Genomic DNA, 21,745 nt, shown 5'->3' on the forward strand with positions numbered 1-21,745 from the left:
TTCATTGATGGCTGATGAAAATACCTTATGTCTATATATTAATATCGACATAAGGTATGAATAACTTAAATTTATTCAGTAATAATTGTGTGAATTAATGTTGGCACTTCAGCACGATCGGAAATAGTGATGTTATTATAAATTTTATCAATAACAGCAGCTACATCCGGACGGTTTGCATAAACCGTTACCAACGACTCGCCAGCTTCAACTTTGTCGCCCACTTTCTTGCGCAGCATTAAACCAACGGATAAATCGATAGTATCTTCTTTGGTTGCTCGTCCTGCACCTAACAGCATGGCAGCAACACCTAATTCATCAGCGACGATATTTGAAACTACACCACTGGTTTTAGCTGGAACTTCAATCAAATGAGCGGCCTGAGGCAGTGCATTAGGATCGTCAATTACAGCACCATTACCACCCTGACTTTCCAGGAAGGTACGGAATTTCTCTAAAGCCTTACCGTTAGCAATCACTTCTTCTAGTAAAACGCGTGCGCCTTCCAGCGTATCTGCTTTACCTGCTAAAACGACCATCTGACAGCCTAGAGCCATAACTAACTCAGTTAAATCTTCCGGGCCCTGACCACGCAGAGTATCAATCGCTTCTTGAACTTCCAGAGAGTTACCAATTGCATAACCTAGCGGTTGGGACATATCTGAAATAACCGCCATGGTTTTACGACCAACGTTATTACCGATACGTACCATCGCTTTCGCTAGCTCGATAGCATCTTCATTGGTTTTCATAAACGCGCCAGCACCGGTTTTAACATCCAGAACGATGGCATCAGCACCTGCGGCAATTTTCTTACTCATGATAGAGCCAGCGATTAACGGAATAGAGTTCACCGTTCCGGTAACATCACGCAGCGCGTATAACTTTTTATCTGCAGGCGTTAAGTTGCCGGTTTGACCAATAACAGCAACTTTGTTGCGGTTCACTAGATCAATAAACTGCTCTTTGGTGATTTCAACGTGGAAACCTTCTACCGCTTCCAGCTTATCGATGGTTCCGCCGGTATGGCCTAAACCACGACCAGACATTTTCGCCACAGGAATATCTAAAGCAGCGACCAATGGAGCCAGAACTAAAGTTGTGGTATCGCCAACGCCACCGGTAGAGTGTTTGTCCACTTTAACGCCATCAATCTCAGACAGGTCAATCACTTCACCAGAGTTAACCATTGCCATCGTCAGATCGGCACGTTCACGGTCATTCATATCCTGAAAGTAAATAGCCATTGCTAACGCGCTAGCCTGATAATCAGGAATGGAGCTATCAGTATAACCATTGATGAAGAAATTAATTTCTTCAGTGGTTAATTCCTTCCCATCGCGCTTTTTCGCAATTAGATCAACCATTCTCATTATGCAAATCCTCTTATCATTCTGGAACTTTTAGACTTAATTGCCTAAAAGTTAATTAAATTAATTTGTTCAGAAAGCTGTCACCGTAATTCGGTTTTTCCAGACCAAAATTCTCTGCAATGGTGGCACCCAAATCGGCAAATGCCTGACGAATCGCCAGATCGCCACCTTGCTTAAAGCGGTTTGAATAGGCCAGTAGCGGAACAAACTCTCTCGTATGATCGGTACCTTCTGCCGTCGGATCGTTACCATGATCGGCAGTAATAATCAGCAGATCGTCCTGCCCCATACCAGCAAATACCGCCGGTAAACGAGCATCAAACTCTTCCAACGCCTGAGCATAACCCTGAACGTCACGACGATGGCCGTATAGCGCATCAAAATCGACCAGATTCAGGAAACTGATGCCATGAAAAGGTTCGCTTAGCAGGCTAATAAACTTATCCATACCGTCCATATTGCCGCTGGTGCGAATGCTGCGGGTGATACCTTCACCGTCAAAAATGTCGCTGATTTTCCCCAATGCAACCACATCGTTGCCGGCAGATTTCAGCGCATCCAATACGGTTGGCGTAAACGGCTTCAGCGCATAATCATGACGATTGGTGGTACGGGTAAAGTTTTCACGGCAATCCCCAACGTAAGGACGGGCAATTATCCGCCCAATACGATATGGCTCATCACGTGTAATTTCACGGCAGTATTCACAAATACGATATAGCTCTTCCAGCGGAATCACTGCTTCATTGGCAGCGATTTGCAAAACAGAATCCGCAGAGGTGTATACAATCAAATCACCACTGGCCAGCTGCTGTTCACCCAGCTCATCAAGAACATCAGTGCCGCTGGCAGGTTTATTACCGATCACTTTACGACCGGAAAAAGCTTCGATTTTCTCAATCAGTTCGGCTGGAAAGCCATCCGGGAACACGCTAAATGGCTGATCAACATAGATCCCCATCATTTCCCAATGACCGGTCAATGTATCCTTGCTAGCAGAAATTTCCTGCATTTTACCGTAATAACCGGACGGCTGTTCCGCTTTGGAAACTCCCTTCAAGGGCCGGATATTCGCCAGCCCCAGTCCTGCCATATTGGGAACATTCAATTGGCTGACCGACTCGGCAATATGGCCAAGCGTATCAGCACCCACGTCACCAAATTGCGCAGCGTCCGGTGCTGCTCCAATACCTACGGAGTCAATCACAACGACATGTATACGCTTGAATGGAGTTAACATAGCTACCTCTTTTATTTCTTTTGCAAATCAATCTTATAAACCGCGAAACCAATATCATCATGACCAACAAAAGTCATTGGATACTGAGCATGGTCTTTAATAAAGGCCGCCGCAGTTTCACTTGGTGAAGTTTCGACACGGATATCCAGCTGTTGTGGAGCAGCAATAGGCGCAATACTCCAACCATATTTAGTCGCTGGCGTCAGTACACCGTGTTTCTTAGTCTCGCTGCTAATATAGTTGGCAACCACTGAGCGAACTTCATCTGGCGCTGAGAAGGCAACATTCTTCTCTCCGGTACCCGAGAATGTACCACTATATGCACGATAATTATTTACCGCCGCCAGGAATTTCTGCTTAGCATCAAGCGGCTTACCTTCATAGGTCAGGTTAGTAATACGATGTGAATTCGGGTTAACCAAATTACAGTCACGGTCATAACGCGCTGGTTTAGTCACATCGATCTGATAGCTAACGCCATCAAACATATCAAAATTATAGGTTCTGAAACCGTCCCAGTTGAATAAGTGCTGTGGTTTAGCGCTATTGACATCAATCTGGTTATACATGCCGGCAGAACACTCCAGCCATTCACGCACATCCTGACCGGTGATTTTCACCGCTGCCAGAGTATTGGAATACTGGTAAATATCCGCAGCATTACGGAAGGTTAACTCACCTTTATTAATATTAACGAAGGCAGCTGGATCGTTCTTACGTCCACCGGCTTTAAACGGTGCAGCGGCAGAAATCACTTTATAACCATCCAGGTCTGGATCGCCCTGAATATAATGTTCAACGTAAGCTTTTTGCGCATCACGTACGATCTGAATCAATGGATCGTCTTGAACCAATGCCAAATAGCTATTCACATTGGTGTCAATTTTACCGATTGGCTTATTAACAAAGTCACGTGTTGCCTGATGATCATGCTTAATAATATCTACCAGCTTATCTTCAGCCTTAATAACCTGCTTGCCTTCTTTATCAAATACCGGACGCGCCTTCGCAGTACCAGAAGTGATCTTCCACTTATTGGTTTCACCTTCAAGCACCAAATCGATCACACCCAGATGATCGCCCCAGTGACCTGGCATGACGGCTGGAATACCGTTTAAGGTTCCCTTTTCAATATCTGCGCCTTTAACGTCAGCAAAATCTTTACCTGGGAAAATACCGTGAGCGTGACCAAACGCGATAGCATCAATCCCTTCAACTTCACTGAGGTAATAAACAGAGTTTTCTGCCAATACTTTATAAGGGTCGGTTGATAAACCAGAGTGGGCAATAGCCACTACCACATCAGCCCCTTGCTTACGCATTTCAGGCACTAACTGTTTTGCTGTTTCAGTAATATCTTTAGTAACGACTTTACCGTTCAGGTTGGATTTATCCCACAAGGTAACCTGTGGAGGAACAAAACCGATATAACCAACGCGTACCGTATGCTCTTTGCCATCACGGTCTTTTACCGGCGTATCAACGATCAGATACTGTTTAAAATACGGCTTACCGGTTTCAGCATCAAAAATGTTGGCGTTGATATAAGGGAAGCGAGCGCCGCTTAATGCGCGCTTCAGATAATCCAATCCATAGTTAAACTCATGGTTACCTAAACTACCTACGGTATAGTCAAGGTTATTCATCACCTTATAAACCGGGTGAATTTCGCCTTTCTTCAGACCACTGGCAGCTGCATAATCTGCCATTGGGCTGCCCTGAATCAGATCGCCATTATCAACCAGTACACTGTTGGTCGCTTCTTTACGGGCTTGTTCAATCAATTTCGCCGTTCTGACCAAACCGTATTTATCGGTCATTTTGTCTTTATAGTAGTCATAATCCATCATGTTACCGTGCACATCGGTGGTTTCCATGATGCGCAAGTCAACAGTGGCGGCGTTAACGGTGCCAGCAATCAGCACCGCTAAAAACGAGAGAGGTAAGGAAGGTCGTAATAACATAGTTTCCTCCAGTTCTGATCAAAATCAGTTTGGTTAAATAGTGTGAATTATCTTATTAATATCAATTTATTACCGTGAATTAGTACAGTAGTCCCACCACGGTCGCACTTAAAAAACTCACCAACGATGCACCGTATAGCAGTTTCAGACCAAATCTCGCGGCTGTATTTCCCTGACGACTATCCAGCGCTTTAATTGCGCCAACAATAATGCCGATAGAAGAGAAGTTAGCGAAAGAGACTAAAAAGACTGAAATAACCGCAATAGAGTGCTCAGAAAACTTGAACTCACTGTTCATCAGAAGATGCATGGCAACAAATTCGTTACTGACAATTTTAGTGGCCATGATTCCACCCGCTTGCACCGCTTCTTCCCATGGAATACCCACCAGAAAAGCTAAAGGAGCAAAGATATAGCCAAGAATCTCTTGAAATGAGATACCAAGAACCGCAGTAAAAATTGAGTTCGCCATAGTGATCAAAGCAATAAAGCCAATCAGCATCGCGGCAACAATGACTGCAACTTTAAATCCGTCCAGAATGTATTCGCTGAGCATTTCAAAAAAGCTTTGGCGTTCTTCTTGAATGGTCAGAATATCTTCTTCCGGCTGCACCTGATATGGATTGATAATAGAGGCGATAATAAATCCGCCCAGCAGGTTCAATACCATTGCCGTTACCACATAACGCGGGTCGAGCAGTTGCATGTAAGCCCCGACGATGGCCATCGAAATGGTCGACATCGCCGAAGTACACAGGGTGTACAGTCGATGTTCGGGCAGCAGACCGAGCTGCTTTTTAATAGAGATAAAGACTTCTGACTGACCCAAAATAGCTGAAGCCACAGCGTTATAGGATTCGAGCTTACCCATACCGTTAATTTTGCTGAGTCCCAGGCCGATATATTTCACGATAAAGCCGAGAATATGCCAATGTTGCAATATACCGATTAACGCTGAGATAAAGACGATAGGCAGCAAAACGGAAACGAAGAAAGACATCTCGCCTTGATTAACCAGATTACCGAAAGCAAAGTTAACTCCTTCCTGAGCATAAGAAAGCAGATAACCAAATCCTTTCGCAAAGGTCATGATAATGGTGTTGCCGACGTTAGTTTTCAGCAACAGCATGGCCATAATAAATTGGGTAGCCAACATAACAAAGATCGGACGTAAACGAATCTCTTTACGTTTCTTACTAACCAGAGCGGCAAGGCCACATATGATAATGATACTAAGCACGCCTATAATGTATTTCATGCCTCTCTCCAAACCCTTTGAATTATATTTTTCTTTCCGTTCATACCATAAAATGTACTGAACATTGGTCCCGATGTGATTTTACTAACATTCAGGGTGTTCTCATTGTTATACCATTAACAATGTTAGAATGTTAACATCAAAAACCAATCTATGTTATTTGTGTGACACCAGTCACGCAACTTAAAACCCGCCAAATGGATTAATTAGATTATCTTGTAAAATTACCCTTGCTTTTTAATGTTAAAATTATAACATGGCTCACACGGCATAAAACCCGGGAAATGGATTAATTAGGTTATTTTGCAAAGTTACACTTGCTTTTTAATGTTAAAATTATAACATTGATGACAATTGTTAAAGTTTTATCGCGACACAATCGTTAAGCTACTTAAATCTCAGAGGGTATATATGAATCAGCAACAAATTGATTACGCAAACTATATTGACCATACATTATTAAATATGGACGCTACCGAAGCACAAATCACCAAGCTGTGCGAAGAGGCCATAACCCATCATTTTTATGCCGTTTGCGTAAACTCAGGTTATGTTCCACTAGCAGCGAAATGTCTGAAAGACACGAATGTTACAGTTTGTTCTGTGATTGGCTTCCCATTAGGCGCTGGTTTAACTTCATCTAAAGTATTTGAAGCACAGGCTGCAATCGAAGCTGGCGCTCAAGAGATCGATATGGTTATCAACGTCGGCTGGCTGAAAAGCGGCAAGTTTGACGAAGTAAAACATGATATCCAGATGGTACAAAACGCTTGTGGTAACGTTCCACTGAAAGTGATTCTGGAAACTTGCCTGCTGACTGATGAAGAAATCGTACAGGTTTGCCACATGTGCAAAGAAATTGGTACTGCCTTTGTGAAAACCTCTACAGGCTTCAGCAAATCTGGCGCTTCTGTACACGCAACCAAACTAATGCGTGAAAGCGTTGGACCAGTGATGGGCGTTAAGTCTTCCGGTGGCGTGCGTGACAGAGAAACAGCAAAAGCCATGATTGAAGTTGGCGCGACCCGTATCGGCACCAGCTCTGGCGTATTTATTGTTGGCGCTGACAGCCAAGATAAATCCAGCTACTAATTCTAAATTATGCTAATAAAACTGCATTCCAATATAATATTGGGGTGCAGTTCTTTTTTTATCCCTCACTGAAAACAAAATATCCTCCCTCTAAGCACTCGCCAACCCTACGATTGTCAGAATAATGAGAGCTTGATCCGCAATAAGTAACGATTAATCGATATAAAGCGCGCTGACGCCTTGGTGGATTAGCCCTCCGATAGGTATAATCTATTTTTATTTTATCAACGGGTACCTGATTATGATCCGCAGTATGACCGCTTATGCTCGCCACGAAACCAAAGGCGAATGGGGTAGCGCAACTTGGGAACTCCGTTCCGTAAACCAGCGTTATCTGGAAACTTATATCCGCCTTCCGGAGCAATTTCGTAGCCTCGAGCCCGTGATTCGCGAACGTTTACGTACCCGTCTGACCCGCGGAAAAATCGAATGCAACCTGCGTTTTGATCCCGATCCTTCAGCCCAAACTGAACTCATGCTGAATAAAGAATTAGCTGCGCAGCTGGTTCAGGCAGCTAACTGGGTCAAAATGCAAAGTGATGAAGGGGAAATCGATCCGGTCGATATCCTGCGCTGGCCTGGCGTAATGTCAGCCAAGAGCCAGGATTTAGACGCCATCAGCAGTGAATTGATGGCCTCTCTGGAAATTGCCTTAACCGACTTTATCGACGCTCGCGAACGCGAAGGTGCAGCATTAAAAGCACTGATTGAACAGCGCCTGGCTGGCGTCAGCACTGAAGTACAAAAGGTTCGCGCCCATATGCCAGAAGTTCTGGTCTGGCAACGCGAGCGCCTGCTCAGCAAGCTAGAAGAAGCCCAAGTCCAGTTGGATAACAACCGTCTGGAACAAGAGCTGGTGATGCTTGCCCAACGTGTCGATGTTGCTGAAGAGCTGGACCGTCTGGAAGCCCATGTAAAAGAAACCTACGTCATCCTGAAAAAACCGGAAGCCGTTGGCCGCCGTCTGGACTTTATGATGCAGGAATTCAATCGCGAGTCGAACACATTGGCTTCTAAGTCAATTAACTCGGAAGTGACGACATCAGCCATTGAGCTGAAGGTGCTGATTGAGCAAATGCGTGAGCAGATTCAGAATATTGAGTAAAGTTGCTTAGTGTTACTCTCAATAACAAAGCTCGCTTAAATGGCGGGCTTTTTTAATGCTATTAAATCTATGTTCTTGTCAGAGTCACGCTTTGAGTTACTGATGGCCCTTTACCAACAGAAACAACAGACGTAAAAAAACCTGCTATTAAAGCAGGTTTTCTTGAAATTGGTCGGCGAGAGAGGATTCACTCGTATCATCCTGATACTCGCCCTTCGGGTGTCACTTCGTGACATGCAAATCCGTTCCCGACGGATTTGTCGACCTCCTCACGGAGCTTCTCATCCTCAATAAACAACAGACGTAAAAAAACCCGCTATTAAAGCAGGTTTTCTTGAAATTGGTCGGCGAGAGAGGATTCGAACCTCCGACCCACTGGTCCCAAACCAGTTGCGCTACCAAGCTGCGCTACTCGCCGTTGAGTGGGCCGCATATTACTGCCGCTTTTGCATAACGTCAATCTCTTTCCTATATTGTTCAACTAACCGCAGATAAATGCAGCGAGTTTTCATGAAACGAAGGTATTTTGGGAAACAAATAGCATCTCATCCATAAATGGTTCAATGCCGCAGAAAATAAGTGATATTCTGTTTAATACTTTTTAACTCGCGCTTCCTAATATAGTTAAAAAGCTAAAAAATTTATAAAATCAGTAAATTAAGAGGATAGCATTCATGGCTGACTGGGTTTCGGGTAAGGTTACACGAGTAGATAATTGGACAGATGGTTTATTCAGCCTGATTATACAAGCTCCGGTACGATCGTTTACTGCGGGCCAATTTGCCAAATTAGCTTTAGATGTTGATGGTGAACGTGTTCAGCGGGCTTACTCCTACGTTAATTCTCCTGATAGTTCAGAATTAGAATTCTATCTTGTCAAAGTACCCGAAGGTAAACTCAGTCCTAAGCTACATCAGTTGAAGGTCGGAGATGACATTCTGGTGACCCAAGACGCAGCCGGTTTCTTCGTGCTGGAAGAAGTACCTGTTGCAGATACCTTATGGATGCTGTCTACCGGAACGGCCATCGGGCCATTTTTGTCGATTCTACAATTAGGTCAGGATCTGGAGCGTTTTAATCATATCGTTCTGGTTCACGCCGTGCGTTATAACCAAGATTTGAATTACCTACCGCTCATGCGTGAGTTGGAAAAACGCTATGCTGGAAAATTGCGTATCCAGACCATTGTTAGTAGAGAAAAAACGACTGATTCCCTGCATGGCCGCATCCCGGCGTTAATTGAAAGCGGTGAACTGGAATCCAGCGTAGGATTAACCATTAATCCAGAAAATAGTCATGTAATGTTGTGTGGTAATCCACAAATGGCCAAAGATACTCAGCAGTTACTAAAACAACAGCGCGGAATGTCAAAACACCTGCGCAGAAAACCAGGTCATATCACCACGGAGCAATACTGGTAATCATTTCATTAACCGGCTATTTTATTTAGACGCCGCACCGTTGCTGCATTTATTTGAGTAACGGTATCGGCTCGATAAGGCGCTTTTGACAAGCTATGTTCAACAGGTTTTAATCATATATTAATTCCTCTCTATCACAGCACATCAGGATGATTCTCAAGTGGGACATGATACGTTGACAAAAGCAGGCATCTTTAGCGCTACTCTCTTGACCTTAATGTTAAGCAACACTGCATTTGCTGTTGAGCCTAATGCATCATCCAGCGAATCATCCTCAGCGAAACATTCAGAAACGGTTGTCGCCCCTTATTTAAGAGAAGATGCACCAACGTTCAACCTGACGGTCGCTCAATTTAGAGAGAAATTTAATACCACTTACCCACATATGGTTCTGGCAGAATACAAAACCATCAAGACCCTGGAAGTAAAGTCACCACTCATCCGAGCTGCCAGTCGCATCAATAATACACTCTATTCTTCTGTCGCCATCGATAAGAGTCAGCGGACTATTAGAAGCCTACAATTAACCTATTTACCGCCGCCACCCTCAGAGGAAAAACCAGAAAAACCTGAAAATATAGCAAAAGCGGAAAAAGCCGATCGGGCTGTATTAGCTAACTACATGGCTGCTTTTATTAGTTTATTTGAACCGACTTCAACATTGGAAAAGTGTCAGAACAAAGCAAATGAACTACTCGAGAAAGGTAAAGGGAGCCCCTTCTATCAGCAAAAGGAAGGTACACTGCGCTTTGTTATAGCCGATCACAATGAAAAAGGTATAACATTCGCTATTGAACCGATTAAGCTGTCGCTATCTGATAAATAAATCGTCGACAACGAGCGAATGACTGATAAAAACGAAATCTTATACATCAAGTCACTCTATACTATGGCAAGATATGAATATCGTCGCAGCAATTTACGCGATATCGTAAGTAGCTAACCCACTGTAATTAAAGTCATTACCGTATAATCTGATTGGAGAAAAAACATGCGTCATCCATTAGTTATGGGCAACTGGAAACTCAACGGTAGCAAACATATGGTCAACGAGCTTATCGCTGGCCTACGTCATGAATTAAGCAATGTAGATGGCTGTGATGTAGCAATTGCACCACCGTTTATTTATCTGGATCAAGCCAAACAGGCTATTTCCGACAGCCATATCGCACTCGGTGCACAAAACGTTGATATTAATCTTTCTGGCGCATTTACCGGCGAAACATCCGCTAATATGTTAAAAGATATCGGCGCCAAATACGTTATCATCGGCCACTCAGAGCGCCGTACTTATCATAAAGAAAGCGATGAACTGATTGCCGAAAAATTTGCCGTTCTGAAAGAGGCAGGTTTAATTCCAGTATTATGTATTGGTGAAACTGAAGCGGAAAACGAAGCAGGCCAAACCCAAGCCGTTTGTGCCAGACAGTTAGATGCAGTGCTAAAAACGATGGGAGCCCCTGCACTGAAAGGTTCCGTGATTGCCTATGAACCCGTTTGGGCTATTGGTACTGGAAAATCAGCAACCCCAGCTCAAGCTCAAGCAGTTCACAAATTTATCCGCGATCATATTGCTAAGCATGATGCTGACGTCGCAGCCAAAATCATTATTCAATACGGCGGTTCAGTCAATGACAGCAATGCTGCTGAGCTATTCTCTCAGCCAGATATTGACGGGGCTTTGGTTGGCGGAGCATCATTAAAAGCTGACGCTTTCGCCATTATCGTTAAAGCCGCAGCTAAAGCGAAAAAAGCCAAATAATTTAGCTTTAAATAAAAAAATCCCCGGAATAACCTTCCGGGGATTTTTTATATCTGATTGTCTGACAGCATTATCAGAATAATTCTTTTGCCGTTTTCAGCCAGTCACCTTTAAACGGACGCTTCATATTTTCAATGGCATCAATAATATCGTGATGTACCATCTTCTCATTCTGAATACCGACGCAACGACCACCATAACCCTGTAACAGCAGGTCAATAGCATAAGCACCCATACGAGAAGCAAGAATACGGTCATAGGCAACCGGAGAGCCGCCCCGCTGAATATGCCCTAATACGGTTGCTCGAGTATCGCGGTGAGTTTTCTGCTGAATATACTTCGCCAACTCGTTGATATCACAGATATGTTCCGTAATGGCAACAATCGCATGCTTTTTGCCTTTACTAATACCTGCCATAATCTCGGCAACTAAATCATCACGGTTAAATTCTATTTCAGGCAGGACAATAAACTCGCAACCACCAGCAATAGCTGCTGCCAGAGTGAGATCGCCACAGTGACGCCCCATCACCTCTACAATGGAAATACGCTGGTGAGATGAAGAGGTATCGCGCAAACGGTCAATCGCTTCCACCACGGTATCCAGAGCCGTAAAGAAACCAATGGTATAATCCGTACCCGCAACGTCATTATCAATGGTACCGGGTAAGCCGATACATGGGAAACCACGCTCAGTTAACAGCTTTGCCCCCATGTAAGAACCATCACCACCGATAACCACTAATGCATCAATATTTCTGCGCTTTAGGTTTTCGATAGCCTTCTCACGCGCTGCAGGATCTCTAAATTCTGGATAACGCACAGAGCCTAGAAAAGTACCACCACGGTTAATCACATCGGATACGCTATAGCGATCCAACTGCTCCATCCGATCTTCACACAGCCCTTGATAACCATCGTAAATACCAAAAACTTCCAATCCCTGAGAGAGTGCCGCTCGCACCACTCCACGAATGGCTGCATTCATACCCGGTGCATCACCACCACTCGTTAAAACGCCGATTCTTTTGATCATGACCACCTCTAAACTAACAGATGTTATTGTAGATATCGTTTCACGACATGCCATGGTTATACATGGCGATAAAACCTTGTGGGTCTGAAAGCTGACCCTTGGTATCAATTAAATGCACCGGGCTTATTTTGTAGGGTAATCCCCGGGCTTTTAATCCGATTGACTACATTCAGGCTAATGACATTTAGCTTCGACTACTCAGTATAACAAATGCTATTGGCTGAATTGATTCAGTTTAAGTTAAAAACGGTAATAATTTATATAGCTGAGAGAATTATTTTTTTCTCGCCCCAAAATAAATACCTACAGGGTAAAAAAACTGCTATCCGGTATCATGCGATAAATCAGGAAATCACCACAGAACACGGATCTTGGTGAATGATCACCTCAGAATTCGGAAAACGTCTCAGTATATCCTGCTCAACGTTATCGGCAATTTTATGTGCTTCAATCAGCGGTAAATTGTCATCCATTTCTACATGTAGTTGAATAAAGCGGGTTGGTCCAGACTGTCGGGTACGCAAATCATGAGCCCCCTGAATCCCCGGCCATGACAGTGCAATATTCATAATTTCCTGACGTTCCTCATCTGGTAAAGCCCGATCGAGTAACGTTTGTACTGCATCATAAGCCATGCGTAATGCGCTATACAAAATATAACAGCCAATTGCCAACGCAAAAATAGCATCCGCATGCAGGAAGCCATACAGACTAAAGCCTAACGCAGCCAGAATAGCGCCATTCATAAAGATATCTGATTGATAGTGGAGCATATCAGCCCGAACGGCCTGACTTTGTGTCTTCCTGACCACCCAACGCTGAAAAGCGACCAGACAAAGCGTGGTAATTAATGAAACAATTGTCACACCAATACCGACGCCTGCAGCTTTAAGGGGTTGCGGATTCACCAGATGCTGAAACCCAGTTAAGAATAAAAAAATCGCGGAGCCACTAATAAACATACTCTGCGCTAATGCCGCCAGCGACTCGGCTTTACCATGACCGAAAGTATGCTGATGATCCGCCGGTTGCAGCGCATAACGCACCACCAATAAGTTGGTTAATGAAGCGGCGATATCAACCAGTGAATCCACTAAAGCGGCCAGCAAGCTGACAGACCCCGTTAACCACCAGGCAACTACCTTTATGATCAACAACGCTGTTGCCACTGTTGTTGCACATAACGCCGCTGTTTTGACTAATCGTCCGTACTGATCGCTCACCCTTAAACCTCAAAACCGTATTTGATGAACTTGCTAGTATAGCTTTTTTAGATAAAAAAAACCCCGCCGTCAATGGCGGGGAAGACATGGATGGTGTCTAAGGCAAGGAAAAACATACATCATAGGATACTACATACAACTACATACACTACTGGGGATCTAACTCTTCATACTTTCGCATTTGGTCCAAATGCTGCTGCATCTTTTCCATTCGTTCAGAATGGTTTCGATTAAATACTATTCTCTGCTCTGGCGTTAACAGGCTATAAAACTGGTGATGTACCTTGGCTAAAGCAACCTGCCGTTCAACCTGAGCTTTAGCAATAAATTCAGCCTGTGCCCGAGCGGCATTCTCATCAAAGTGGTCAGCGATAACTAAATTATGCATCGCTTCCATGTTATCCATATACATCTTTGGCATGGCATCATGATAATTCTGCCGAATCAGATCGCGCATTTGTTGACGTTGTTTAACCGTTAAATTAAGTCCATCAAACAAACTATGTTGGTGCATGATCTGAGCTTTTACTGCTTCGCTACTATTGGTAGTAGAAACCGAACCTAAACACGCGCCAGTTTCCGAACAATTCTCTGGTTCAACATTTTTTCCATCTGCGGCTAACACAGTTGATGTACTCAGTGCCAACATTGATGCCATAATTAGAATGTTAACTTTATGCATCGCTATCTCCGCAAACTTCACCGTATTGAACCGATGAATAGAAGTTTAATCGAGTGGATGAAAACTACCGTCAGCACGTGTAAATGTGTGTAAAGTCATGGAATAGCGCCATCTATTCGAGTAATTTTGCTTCTGGAGGAAACATTATGAGTAAAATTTTGCTTGTTGATGACGATCGTGAAATCACATCATTATTGGAAGAGTTACTGGAACTGGAAGGGTTTGACGTTATTGTTGCTTATGATGGCGAACAAGCAATCAATATGATGGATAACAGCGTTGATCTGCTGCTATTGGACATCATGATGCCAAAGAAAAACGGTATCGATACGTTAAAAGAACTACGCCAGAATTATCAAACGCCTGTCATTATGCTCACTGCACGCGGTAGCGAATTAGATAGGGTATTAGGCCTTGAGCTAGGTGCCGATGATTACCTACCTAAGCCATTCAACGACCGTGAATTAATCGCACGTATTCGCGCAATTTTACGGCGCTCTAACTGGAGCGAGCAGCAGCAAGAACCTGAAGTCAGCTCCAATACGCTACAGGTTGATAAACTGCGCCTAAACCCAGGTCGTCAGGAAGCCAGCTTTGATGGACAAACCCTTGATCTGACTGGAACAGAATTTACCTTGCTCTATCTACTGGCACAGCGTTTAGGTCAAGTGGTTTCCCGTGAATACTTAAGTCAGGAAGTATTGGGGAAACGCTTAACGCCATTCGATCGCGCCATTGACATGCACATTTCCAACCTTAGACGCAAATTACCAGAGCGCCACGATGGGCTGCCATGGTTTAAAACCCTGCGTGGACGCGGCTATCTGATGGTTACTGTCACATGATAACGTTTAACAGCCTGACCACCCGCATATTTGCTATATTCTGGCTAACATTAACGCTGGTTGTAATGGTGGTATTGATGGTGCCTAAACTCGACTCGCGCCAGTTATCGCAAGTTATGGATAGCGAGCGCCGTCAAGGCACCATGTTAGAGCAGCATGTCGAAGCAGAATTAGCCAGTACGCCTAACAGCGATTTGATGTGGTGGCGCAGGCTCCTGCAATCTATTGAAAAATGGTCTCCTCCTGGTCAGCGTATGCTATTGGTAACCAGTGAAGGCCGTATTGTTGGTGTATTAAAGCGCAACGAGATGCAGATGGTTCGCAACTTTATTGGTCAGGCAGATAACGCCGATTATCCAATGAAGAAAAAATATGGTCTACAGGAGATGATAGGGCCATTCTCCGTACGCGACCGTGAAGAACACTATCAGCTTTATTTAATTCGCCCAGCCAATAGTCCCCAGTCTGACTTTATCAATCTGCTCTTTGACCGTCCGCTACTATTACTGGCCGTAACCATGGTGATCAGTATACCGTTGTTACTTTGGCTCGCCTGGAGTCTGGCGAAACCAGCCCGTAAATTAAAACAGGCCGCAGATGAAGTCGCCAGAGGAAATCTTCGAGAGTCTCCGGAACTTGAATTTGGCCCTCTGGAATTTCGTGCAGCGGGGGCAAGCTTTAACCAAATGGTCAATGGACTCGATCGTATGGTTAAAGCCCAACAAAGGCTAATTTCGGATATTTCCCATGAACTACGCACCCCACTGACCCGATTACAGCTGGCCACGGCATTAATGCGCCGCCGCCACGGGGAATCAAAAGAGCTGCTTAGGATAGAAACTGAAGCCCAGAGGTTGGATAACATGATTAACCACTTACTGGCATTATCCCGTAATCAATACAAAAGTGAGATATCCAGAGAACGTCTGATGGCGAATGAGCTGTGGGCTGATGTCCTCGATAATGCAAAATTCGAAGCAGAACATACGGATAAGAAGCTGGAAATCGCTGTCCCACCTGGACCATGGCCAATTTTTGGTAACCGAACGGCATTAGACAGTGCGTTGGAAAATATCATCCGTAATGCCTTCCGCTATTCAGATAAACATATTGTCGTTACCTTCAGCTGTGATAATCAGGGGATCGTTATTCACGTTGATGATGATGGTCCCGGCGTTGCAGAAGAAGATCGAGAACAAATCTTCCGCCCCTTCTATAGAACGGATGAAGCACGTGATCGTAACTCTGGTGGTTCCGGTTTGGGATTAGCAATTGTCGAATCGGCGATCAGTCAGCACGGTGGCTGGGCCAAGGCGGAAAAAAGTCCACTTGGTGGGTTGCGCCTGACAATTTGGCTTCCTCTTTATCTTCGCTAGTTCTAGCCGAGTTTAATATCTGTTATTCTGCGCCTCTCTAATTGGGGGGCGCATGTTAAATATCGTTTTATTCGAACCAGAAATTCCACCAAATACCGGGAATATTATTCGCTTATGTGCAAATACCGGATTCCAGCTGCATCTAATAGAACCACTTGGTTTTACCTGGGATGATAAGCGCCTACGTCGAGCCGGGCTGGACTATCATGAATTCACATCTATTAAACGTCATAAGAACTATCAGGCTTTTCTGGACAATGAAAATCCTGGCCGACTGTTTGCGCTAACCACGAAAGGTACGCCGGCCCATAGTGAGGTCTTATATCAACCAGGAGATTATCTGTTGTTTGGTCCGGAAACCCGAGGATTACCGATGGAGATTCTTGATAGCCTGCCTAAAGAACAAAAGATCCGCATTCCAATGCAGTCAGACAGCCGCAGTATGAATTTATCCAATGCGGCTTCCGTCGTGGTATATGAAGCATGGCGGCAGTTAGGCTATCAGGGCGCGGTACACCGCGAATAACAATCACCAAAAATCTCCGGCTAGTTAACCTGATATACAACGATATAAAAACGTTAATCGCCGGAGGTCAAATCAAGATCGCCTTTGATGCCGTTAAAGCTCTGATCCATTTCCATAGAAGGTTTATCGCAACCAGAACGGCCCACGATCCGGGCAGGAACGCCGGCAACGGTGGTATATGGCGGAACCGCCTGTAAAACAACAGAACCAGCACCAATTTTTGCTCCCCGACCAACTTCGATATTGCCGAGAATTTTAGCGCCAGCACCAATCATCACCCCTTCACGAATCTTTGGATGACGATCGCCGCCTTCTTTACCGGTACCACCGAGCGTTACCGACTGCAGAATAGAAACATCATTCTCCACTACCGCCGTTTCGCCAATCACAATCCCCGTGGCGTGGTCCAACATAATCCCGTAGCCAATGCGCGCAGCAGGGTGGATATCAACACCGAATACTACCGAAACCTGATTTTGCAGATAGAGTGCCAAAGCCTTGCGATTTTGCTGCCAGAGCCAGTGCCCAATACGGTAGGCCTGTAGCGCATGGAAGCCTTTAAGGTAGAGAAGAGGAGTTGAATACTTATCAACGGCGGGGTCCCGCTGACGAACCGCCAGAATATCCCGTGCGGCTGATTCAATAATATTATTATCAGACTGAATCGCTGCCTCAATAATTTCTCGAACAGAAATCGCTGGCATCGTTGCGCTAGCCAGCTTATTGGCCAAGATATAGCTTAAGGCGTTGCCCAGAAACTCATGATTCAAAAGCGTTGAATGGAAAAAACTGGCAAGGATGGGTTCGCAATCAACTAACTTACGCGCCTCAGTTTTAATTTCATTCCAAACTTGCATTGACTCTGATGACATTTCCCGGCTCCTGATTACACCTCAAATACAAACCAATTAATTGAGCAGTGATGGCCTACTAAACTGTAATTTTCTCTTCCTTACTGGTCCGACTGAGCAGCGCAATCGCAGCCTCCCGAGCATCCTTACCACCGTACAACACCTGATAAATTTGTTCAGTAATCGGCATCTCAACACCGCAGCGTTGAGCCAGTATCCAGACTTCTTTCGTATTACGGTAGCCTTCAACCACCTGACCTATCAGAGATTGCGCTTCCTCAACACTTTTTCCTTCACCCAACATGATACCAAAGCGACGATTTCGTGATTGGTTGTCGGTACAGGTCAACACTAAGTCCCCTAATCCAGCCATTCCCATAAATGTCGCGGCTTCAGCGCCTAATGCGGCACCCAGACGACTCATCTCTGCCAGACCTCGGGTAATCAGGGCAGTTCGGGCATTAGCGCCGAAACCAATACCGTCAGACATACCAGCACCAATAGCAATGACGTTTTTAACCGCACCACCCAATTGGACACCAATAAAATCAGGATTACTGTAAACCCGAAAGCTCTTACCACAGTGCAGCAATTTTTGGAGATCGGCAGTAAATGTTGGATCTGATGACGCTACCGCAATCGCCGTAGGTAGCCCTGCCGCCAGCTCTTTAGCAAAAGTCGGCCCAGAAATAACAGCGAGTGGAATATCATTACCTAAAGCTTCTCTGGCCACGTCAGCCAATAACCGCCCGGTTTCTGCTTCTAATCCTTTGGTTGCCCAAACGATACGCGCGTTAGCCTGTAAAAAGGGCTTAATCTGACGAAGTACATCACCAAACACATGACTGGGAACCACAACCAGAATATCGCGGCTGGCGCTGATCGCCCGCTGTAGATCGGTTTCTAGCTGTAAATTATCCGGGAAGGAAACATCCGGAAGAAAGGCCTGATTTTTTCTGTCTTGCTGTAACAGGGCAATATGTTGCGGATCGTGCCCCCACAACACAACAGAGTGGCCATTACGAGCTAACGTAATGGCTAACGCGGTGCCGTATGAACCGGCACCGATCACAGTCATATCGACCTGACTCATTAAGCATCCTGACGTGGTGCTACAGCACCTTGTTCAGCTTCAGCCTGTTGTTGCAGATAGTTCATAAACAAGGCATCAAAGTTAACCGGAGCCAAGTTTAATTGAGGAAACGTTCCACGAGAAACCAAGCTAGTTACGCACTCACGAGCATAAGGGAATAAAATATTCGGGCAGTATGCACCCAGGCAATGCGCCATTTGAGACTCATCAAGACCAGTAACGTTAAAAATACCGGCCTGTTGTACTTCACACAAAAATGCGGTGTCTTCACCCAGCATAGACGTTACGGTAACGCGAAGAACAACCTCATAGACGCCATCAGCCAGTTGGCTGGAAGCCGTATCTAAATCCAGCTTAACTTCTGGTTCCCATTCTTTCTGGAAAATAACTGGCGCGCCCGGCGCTTCAAATGAAACGTCTTTGGTATAAATACGTTGGATCTGAAAAGCCATTTCTGAGTTGCTTTGTTCTGACATATGAAAATTACCTTTAAGTTAAATGTCCTTTGTAATGCTGTAATAACGCAAAAATCGGGAATCATGATAAAAACAGGAAAACGCCAACAGGCGGCCATCCCACGGATAATTACTTACCGCGAACCAACGGCAGATTCTCACCGCTCCAACCTGACAAACCGTTTTTCAACGTGTAAACCTGAGCAAAACCTTCCTTGATTAGCACTTCCGCCGGCTCTTTTGAGCTGGTGCCGTTAGCGCAGAGTACGACAACCGGACGATCTTTATGTTTATCTAAAACGGCAAGCGTGCCATTTTTGATGTCTGTTGGCGTTAAGTTGATCGCCCCAACAATGTGCCCTTTACGGAATTCATCAATGGTGCGGGTATCAACAACAACAGCATCCTCAGAGTTAATCAGTCGGGTTAAATCCGAATTACTGATGTCTTTAATTTTAGATGTCGCTGCTTTCAATGTAGTAAAAATCACGGCGATCAATAGGCCAACCCAGGCAAAACTAAGTACCGGATGGTTACTGACAAATTGCATTGCTTGTTCCATGGAGGATAACAACTCCCGCTGTTTGGGATTAATAATTAAGGTTAAGGAGTATACCTGCGCCCAGTGTCAATTACAGCCCAAATACTGACAACAGTGCAGAAAATACGGCATGTCTCTAAAATTTTATCAAGAGTTTGGGTTTGTATATATTGAAAAATAGCAAAAACATGTATCAATGTCTGATTTTTACGCTTATTTTTTCTGATTGTAGTAAAATCGGGCACAGCAATGATACCTATAGCACCTATCGTTACCTCTAATTTTGCAATGTGGTATAAAAACGGCGTCAGGTATAAATACAGCAGATTTCAATGTTATTTACGAGGTTATTGAATGTCGAGCACAAAAAAACCCATGGTTCTGGTCATCCTTGATGGTTATGGTTATCGAGAAGAACAACAGGATAACGCCATTATCAACGCCCAAAAGCCGGTTATGGACAATCTCTGGAAAAATTATCCGCATACCTTAATTGCCGCTTCCGGCTTGGATGTTGGTTTACCTGATGGTCAAATGGGTAACTCTGAAGTAGGCCACGTTAACCTTGGAGCAGGACGTATTGTCTATCAGGATTTAACTCGTCTGGATAAAGAAATTAAAGACGGTGACTTCTTCACAAATACAGTGTTAACCGCTGCCGTTGATAAGGCTGTGGCTACTGGTAAAGCAGTTCATATTATGGGCCTGATGTCACCAGGTGGCGTTCACAGTCACGAAGACCATATTCTTGCGATGATTGACCTGGCAAATAAACGCGGAGCCAAAGCAATTTATCTTCATGCGTTTTTAGATGGTCGTGACACCCCGCCCCGTAGTGCGGAATCAACACTGAAACGATTCACTGATAAGTTTGCCCAGTTAGGTACTGGTCGTATCGCCTCCATCATTGGCCGTTACTATGCCATGGATCGCGACAATCGCTGGGATCGTGTACAGCTTGCTTACGACTTACTTACCGATGCTAAAGGTGAATTCACCACAGCAGATGCCGTATCTGGATTACAGAACGCCTACGCTCGCGATGAAAATGATGAATTCGTTAAGCCAACCGTGATTCAAAAAGCGGGTGAGCCTTCTGCTGCAATGCAAGATGGTGATGCATTAATTTTCATGAACTTCCGCGCCGATCGGGCCCGTCAGATTACTCGTACGTTTATTAACCCTGATTTTGACGGATTTAAACGTAATCGTGTGATTAAATTCAGCGAGTTCGTGATGTTGACCGAATATGCCGCCGATATTAAAGCTGTCTGTGCTTATCCACCAGAGTCACTTAGCAATACTTTTGGCGAATGGTTGATGAAACATGACAAAACTCAATTGCGTATTTCCGAAACCGAAAAATATGCACACGTCACTTTCTTCTATAATGGTGGTGTAGAAGATCCGTTTACTGGCGAAGAACGTATTCTGATCAATTCACCTAAAGTAGCAACTTACGATCTCCAGCCTGAAATGAGTTCAGCTGAACTGACTGAAAAACTGGTTACGGCTATCGAAAGCGGTAAGTATGACGCCATCATCTGTAACTATCCAAATGGTGATATGGTTGGTCATACTGGCGTATATGAAGCAGCGATTAAAGCCGTTGAAACGCTGGATGCCTGCGTAGGCAAAGTGGTTGAGGCAGTAGAAAAAGTCGGCGGTCAATTACTGGTAACTGCTGACCATGGTAATGCAGAACAAATGCGCGATCCGGCAACGGGTCAGGCCCATACAGCCCATACCAGTTTACCAGTGCCGTTAATTTACGTCGGTAAACAAGCTCAGGTCGTTGAAGGTGGTAAGTTATCTGACTTGGCACCTACCATGCTAAGCCTGATGGGAATGGAAATTCCAAAAGAGATGACTGGTAAGCCACTATTCATCGTGGAATAATCC

Annotated in this window: 20 protein-coding genes and 1 tRNA gene; 9 read left to right on the forward strand and 12 right to left on the reverse strand. The window is 44.6% G+C overall.

Annotated elements, in window-relative coordinates:
* Nucleotides 1–71: 71 nt before the first annotated feature.
* From EL341_RS16110 to EL341_RS16125, 4 genes are all read right to left on the reverse strand, one after another.
* Entirely contained in the window at nt 72–1,373 is a 1,302-nt protein-coding gene (locus EL341_RS16110; RefSeq protein ID WP_047782243.1) for a pyrimidine-nucleoside phosphorylase, read from the reverse strand.
* Nucleotides 1,374–1,428: 55 nt separating this feature from the next.
* Nucleotides 1,429–2,613: a phosphopentomutase gene (deoB, locus tag EL341_RS16115; protein ID WP_126468166.1), complete on the reverse strand. Its 1,185-nt coding sequence runs from the start codon at nt 2,611–2,613 to the stop codon at nt 1,429–1,431.
* Between the two features lie 11 nt (nt 2,614–2,624).
* The gene (locus tag EL341_RS16120; protein ID WP_074824648.1) at nt 2,625–4,577 is read right to left on the reverse strand and encodes a bifunctional 2',3'-cyclic-nucleotide 2'-phosphodiesterase/3'-nucleotidase; all 1,953 of its coding nucleotides are present in this window, start codon (nt 4,575–4,577) and stop codon (nt 2,625–2,627) included.
* A gap of 79 nt (nt 4,578–4,656) precedes the next feature.
* Entirely contained in the window at nt 4,657–5,835 is a 1,179-nt protein-coding gene (locus EL341_RS16125; RefSeq protein ID WP_047782246.1) for a NupC/NupG family nucleoside CNT transporter, read from the reverse strand.
* A gap of 411 nt (nt 5,836–6,246) precedes the next feature.
* On the opposite strand from EL341_RS16125, the gene deoC reads away from it, so the two are divergent.
* Both deoC and EL341_RS16135 read left to right on the forward strand, forming a co-directional pair.
* Entirely contained in the window at nt 6,247–6,927 is a 681-nt protein-coding gene (deoC, locus tag EL341_RS16130) for a deoxyribose-phosphate aldolase (RefSeq protein ID WP_047782247.1), read from the forward strand.
* A 241-nt stretch (nt 6,928–7,168) separates the two neighbouring features.
* A complete protein-coding gene (locus tag EL341_RS16135) occupies nt 7,169–8,032 on the forward strand; it encodes a YicC/YloC family endoribonuclease (protein WP_074824642.1) in 864 nt (287 codons plus the stop codon).
* A gap of 341 nt (nt 8,033–8,373) precedes the next feature.
* Here EL341_RS16135 and EL341_RS16140 read toward each other — a convergent pair.
* Nucleotides 8,374–8,450 (reverse strand) — tRNA-Pro (locus tag EL341_RS16140).
* A 256-nt stretch (nt 8,451–8,706) separates the two neighbouring features.
* On the opposite strand from EL341_RS16140, the gene fpr reads away from it, so the two are divergent.
* From fpr to tpiA, 3 genes are all read left to right on the forward strand, one after another.
* A complete protein-coding gene (gene fpr / locus EL341_RS16145; RefSeq protein WP_074824131.1) occupies nt 8,707–9,453 on the forward strand; it encodes a ferredoxin--NADP(+) reductase in 747 nt (248 codons plus the stop codon).
* A 160-nt stretch (nt 9,454–9,613) separates the two neighbouring features.
* Complete coding sequence (locus tag EL341_RS16150) at nt 9,614–10,279, forward strand: DUF1454 family protein (protein ID WP_232036575.1); 666 nt, start codon at nt 9,614–9,616, stop codon at nt 10,277–10,279.
* A gap of 165 nt (nt 10,280–10,444) precedes the next feature.
* A complete protein-coding gene (gene tpiA, locus EL341_RS16155; RefSeq protein WP_074824127.1) occupies nt 10,445–11,215 on the forward strand; it encodes a triose-phosphate isomerase in 771 nt (256 codons plus the stop codon).
* Between the two features lie 73 nt (nt 11,216–11,288).
* On the opposite strand, the gene pfkA is transcribed toward tpiA, so the two are convergent.
* The 3 genes from pfkA to cpxP all read right to left on the reverse strand — a co-directional run bounded on the left by pfkA (nt 11,289) and on the right by cpxP (nt 14,156).
* On the reverse strand, nt 11,289–12,251 hold the full coding sequence (pfkA, locus tag EL341_RS16160; protein WP_047782258.1) for a 6-phosphofructokinase: 963 nt from the start codon (nt 12,249–12,251) through the stop codon (nt 11,289–11,291).
* 344 nt (nt 12,252–12,595) lie between these two features.
* Nucleotides 12,596–13,474, reverse strand: a complete 879-nt coding sequence (gene fieF / locus EL341_RS16165) for a CDF family cation-efflux transporter FieF (protein WP_047782259.1) — start codon at nt 13,472–13,474, stop codon at nt 12,596–12,598.
* Between the two features lie 148 nt (nt 13,475–13,622).
* The gene (cpxP, locus tag EL341_RS16170; protein WP_074824125.1) at nt 13,623–14,156 is read right to left on the reverse strand and encodes a cell-envelope stress modulator CpxP; all 534 of its coding nucleotides are present in this window, start codon (nt 14,154–14,156) and stop codon (nt 13,623–13,625) included.
* Nucleotides 14,157–14,302: 146 nt separating this feature from the next.
* Between cpxP and cpxR the strand changes: the two genes are divergently transcribed.
* The 3 genes from cpxR to trmL are packed head-to-tail and all read left to right on the forward strand — an operon-like array spanning nt 14,303 to nt 16,903.
* On the forward strand, nt 14,303–15,001 hold the full coding sequence (gene cpxR, locus EL341_RS16175) for an envelope stress response regulator transcription factor CpxR (protein WP_047782261.1): 699 nt from the start codon (nt 14,303–14,305) through the stop codon (nt 14,999–15,001).
* The gene (gene cpxA / locus EL341_RS16180) at nt 14,998–16,377 is read left to right on the forward strand and encodes an envelope stress sensor histidine kinase CpxA (RefSeq protein ID WP_047782262.1); all 1,380 of its coding nucleotides are present in this window, start codon (nt 14,998–15,000) and stop codon (nt 16,375–16,377) included. Before cpxR ends, cpxA begins: the two co-directional genes overlap by 4 nt.
* A gap of 52 nt (nt 16,378–16,429) precedes the next feature.
* Nucleotides 16,430–16,903 (forward strand): tRNA (uridine(34)/cytosine(34)/5-carboxymethylaminomethyluridine(34)-2'-O)-methyltransferase TrmL, encoded by a 474-nt coding sequence (gene trmL / locus EL341_RS16185; RefSeq protein WP_074824123.1) that lies wholly within the window; start codon nt 16,430–16,432, stop codon nt 16,901–16,903.
* A 53-nt stretch (nt 16,904–16,956) separates the two neighbouring features.
* Here trmL and cysE read toward each other — a convergent pair whose 3' ends face one another.
* The 4 genes from cysE to EL341_RS16205 all read right to left on the reverse strand — a co-directional run bounded on the left by cysE (nt 16,957) and on the right by EL341_RS16205 (nt 19,864).
* Nucleotides 16,957–17,775 carry a serine O-acetyltransferase gene (cysE, locus tag EL341_RS16190; RefSeq protein WP_047782264.1) on the reverse strand — a complete coding sequence of 273 codons (819 nt, stop codon included), beginning with the start codon at nt 17,773–17,775 and terminating at the stop codon, nt 16,957–16,959.
* A 58-nt stretch (nt 17,776–17,833) separates the two neighbouring features.
* Entirely contained in the window at nt 17,834–18,847 is a 1,014-nt protein-coding gene (gpsA, locus tag EL341_RS16195; RefSeq protein WP_074824121.1) for an NAD(P)H-dependent glycerol-3-phosphate dehydrogenase, read from the reverse strand.
* Nucleotides 18,847–19,323 (reverse strand): protein-export chaperone SecB, encoded by a 477-nt coding sequence (secB, locus tag EL341_RS16200; protein ID WP_047782266.1) that lies wholly within the window; start codon nt 19,321–19,323, stop codon nt 18,847–18,849. The genes gpsA and secB overlap by 1 nt, the downstream gene beginning before the upstream one ends.
* 109 nt (nt 19,324–19,432) lie before the next feature.
* Nucleotides 19,433–19,864 (reverse strand): rhodanese-like domain-containing protein, encoded by a 432-nt coding sequence (locus EL341_RS16205; protein WP_047782267.1) that lies wholly within the window; start codon nt 19,862–19,864, stop codon nt 19,433–19,435.
* Between the two features lie 333 nt (nt 19,865–20,197).
* Between EL341_RS16205 and gpmM the strand changes: the two genes are divergently transcribed.
* A complete protein-coding gene (gpmM, locus tag EL341_RS16210) occupies nt 20,198–21,742 on the forward strand; it encodes a 2,3-bisphosphoglycerate-independent phosphoglycerate mutase (RefSeq protein ID WP_074824120.1) in 1,545 nt (514 codons plus the stop codon).
* The last annotated feature ends 3 nt before the right edge of the window (nt 21,743–21,745 follow it).

The organism is Pragia fontium, assembly GCF_900638655.1.
GTDB lineage: Bacteria > Pseudomonadota > Gammaproteobacteria > Enterobacterales > Enterobacteriaceae > Pragia > Pragia fontium.

Coding starts and splice junctions, on each gene's coding strand:
- EL341_RS16110 (WP_047782243.1), bottom strand. CDS start 1,373: ATGAGAATGGTTGATCTAATTGCGAAAAAGCGCGATGGGAAGGAATTA.
- deoB (WP_126468166.1), bottom strand. CDS start 2,613: ATGTTAACTCCATTCAAGCGTATACATGTCGTTGTGATTGACTCCGTA.
- EL341_RS16120 (WP_074824648.1), bottom strand. CDS start 4,577: ATGTTATTACGACCTTCCTTACCTCTCTCGTTTTTAGCGGTGCTGATT.
- EL341_RS16125 (WP_047782246.1), bottom strand. CDS start 5,835: ATGAAATACATTATAGGCGTGCTTAGTATCATTATCATATGTGGCCTT.
- deoC (WP_047782247.1), top strand. CDS start 6,247: ATGAATCAGCAACAAATTGATTACGCAAACTATATTGACCATACATTA.
- EL341_RS16135 (WP_074824642.1), top strand. CDS start 7,169: ATGATCCGCAGTATGACCGCTTATGCTCGCCACGAAACCAAAGGCGAA.
- fpr (WP_074824131.1), top strand. CDS start 8,707: ATGGCTGACTGGGTTTCGGGTAAGGTTACACGAGTAGATAATTGGACA.
- tpiA (WP_074824127.1), top strand. CDS start 10,445: ATGCGTCATCCATTAGTTATGGGCAACTGGAAACTCAACGGTAGCAAA.
- pfkA (WP_047782258.1), bottom strand. CDS start 12,251: ATGATCAAAAGAATCGGCGTTTTAACGAGTGGTGGTGATGCACCGGGT.
- cpxP (WP_074824125.1), bottom strand. CDS start 14,156: ATGCATAAAGTTAACATTCTAATTATGGCATCAATGTTGGCACTGAGT.
- cpxR (WP_047782261.1), top strand. CDS start 14,303: ATGAGTAAAATTTTGCTTGTTGATGACGATCGTGAAATCACATCATTA.
- cpxA (WP_047782262.1), top strand. CDS start 14,998: ATGATAACGTTTAACAGCCTGACCACCCGCATATTTGCTATATTCTGG.
- trmL (WP_074824123.1), top strand. CDS start 16,430: ATGTTAAATATCGTTTTATTCGAACCAGAAATTCCACCAAATACCGGG.
- cysE (WP_047782264.1), bottom strand. CDS start 17,775: ATGTCATCAGAGTCAATGCAAGTTTGGAATGAAATTAAAACTGAGGCG.
- gpsA (WP_074824121.1), bottom strand. CDS start 18,847: ATGAGTCAGGTCGATATGACTGTGATCGGTGCCGGTTCATACGGCACC.
- secB (WP_047782266.1), bottom strand. CDS start 19,323: ATGTCAGAACAAAGCAACTCAGAAATGGCTTTTCAGATCCAACGTATT.
- EL341_RS16205 (WP_047782267.1), bottom strand. CDS start 19,864: ATGGAACAAGCAATGCAATTTGTCAGTAACCATCCGGTACTTAGTTTT.
- gpmM (WP_074824120.1), top strand. CDS start 20,198: ATGTCGAGCACAAAAAAACCCATGGTTCTGGTCATCCTTGATGGTTAT.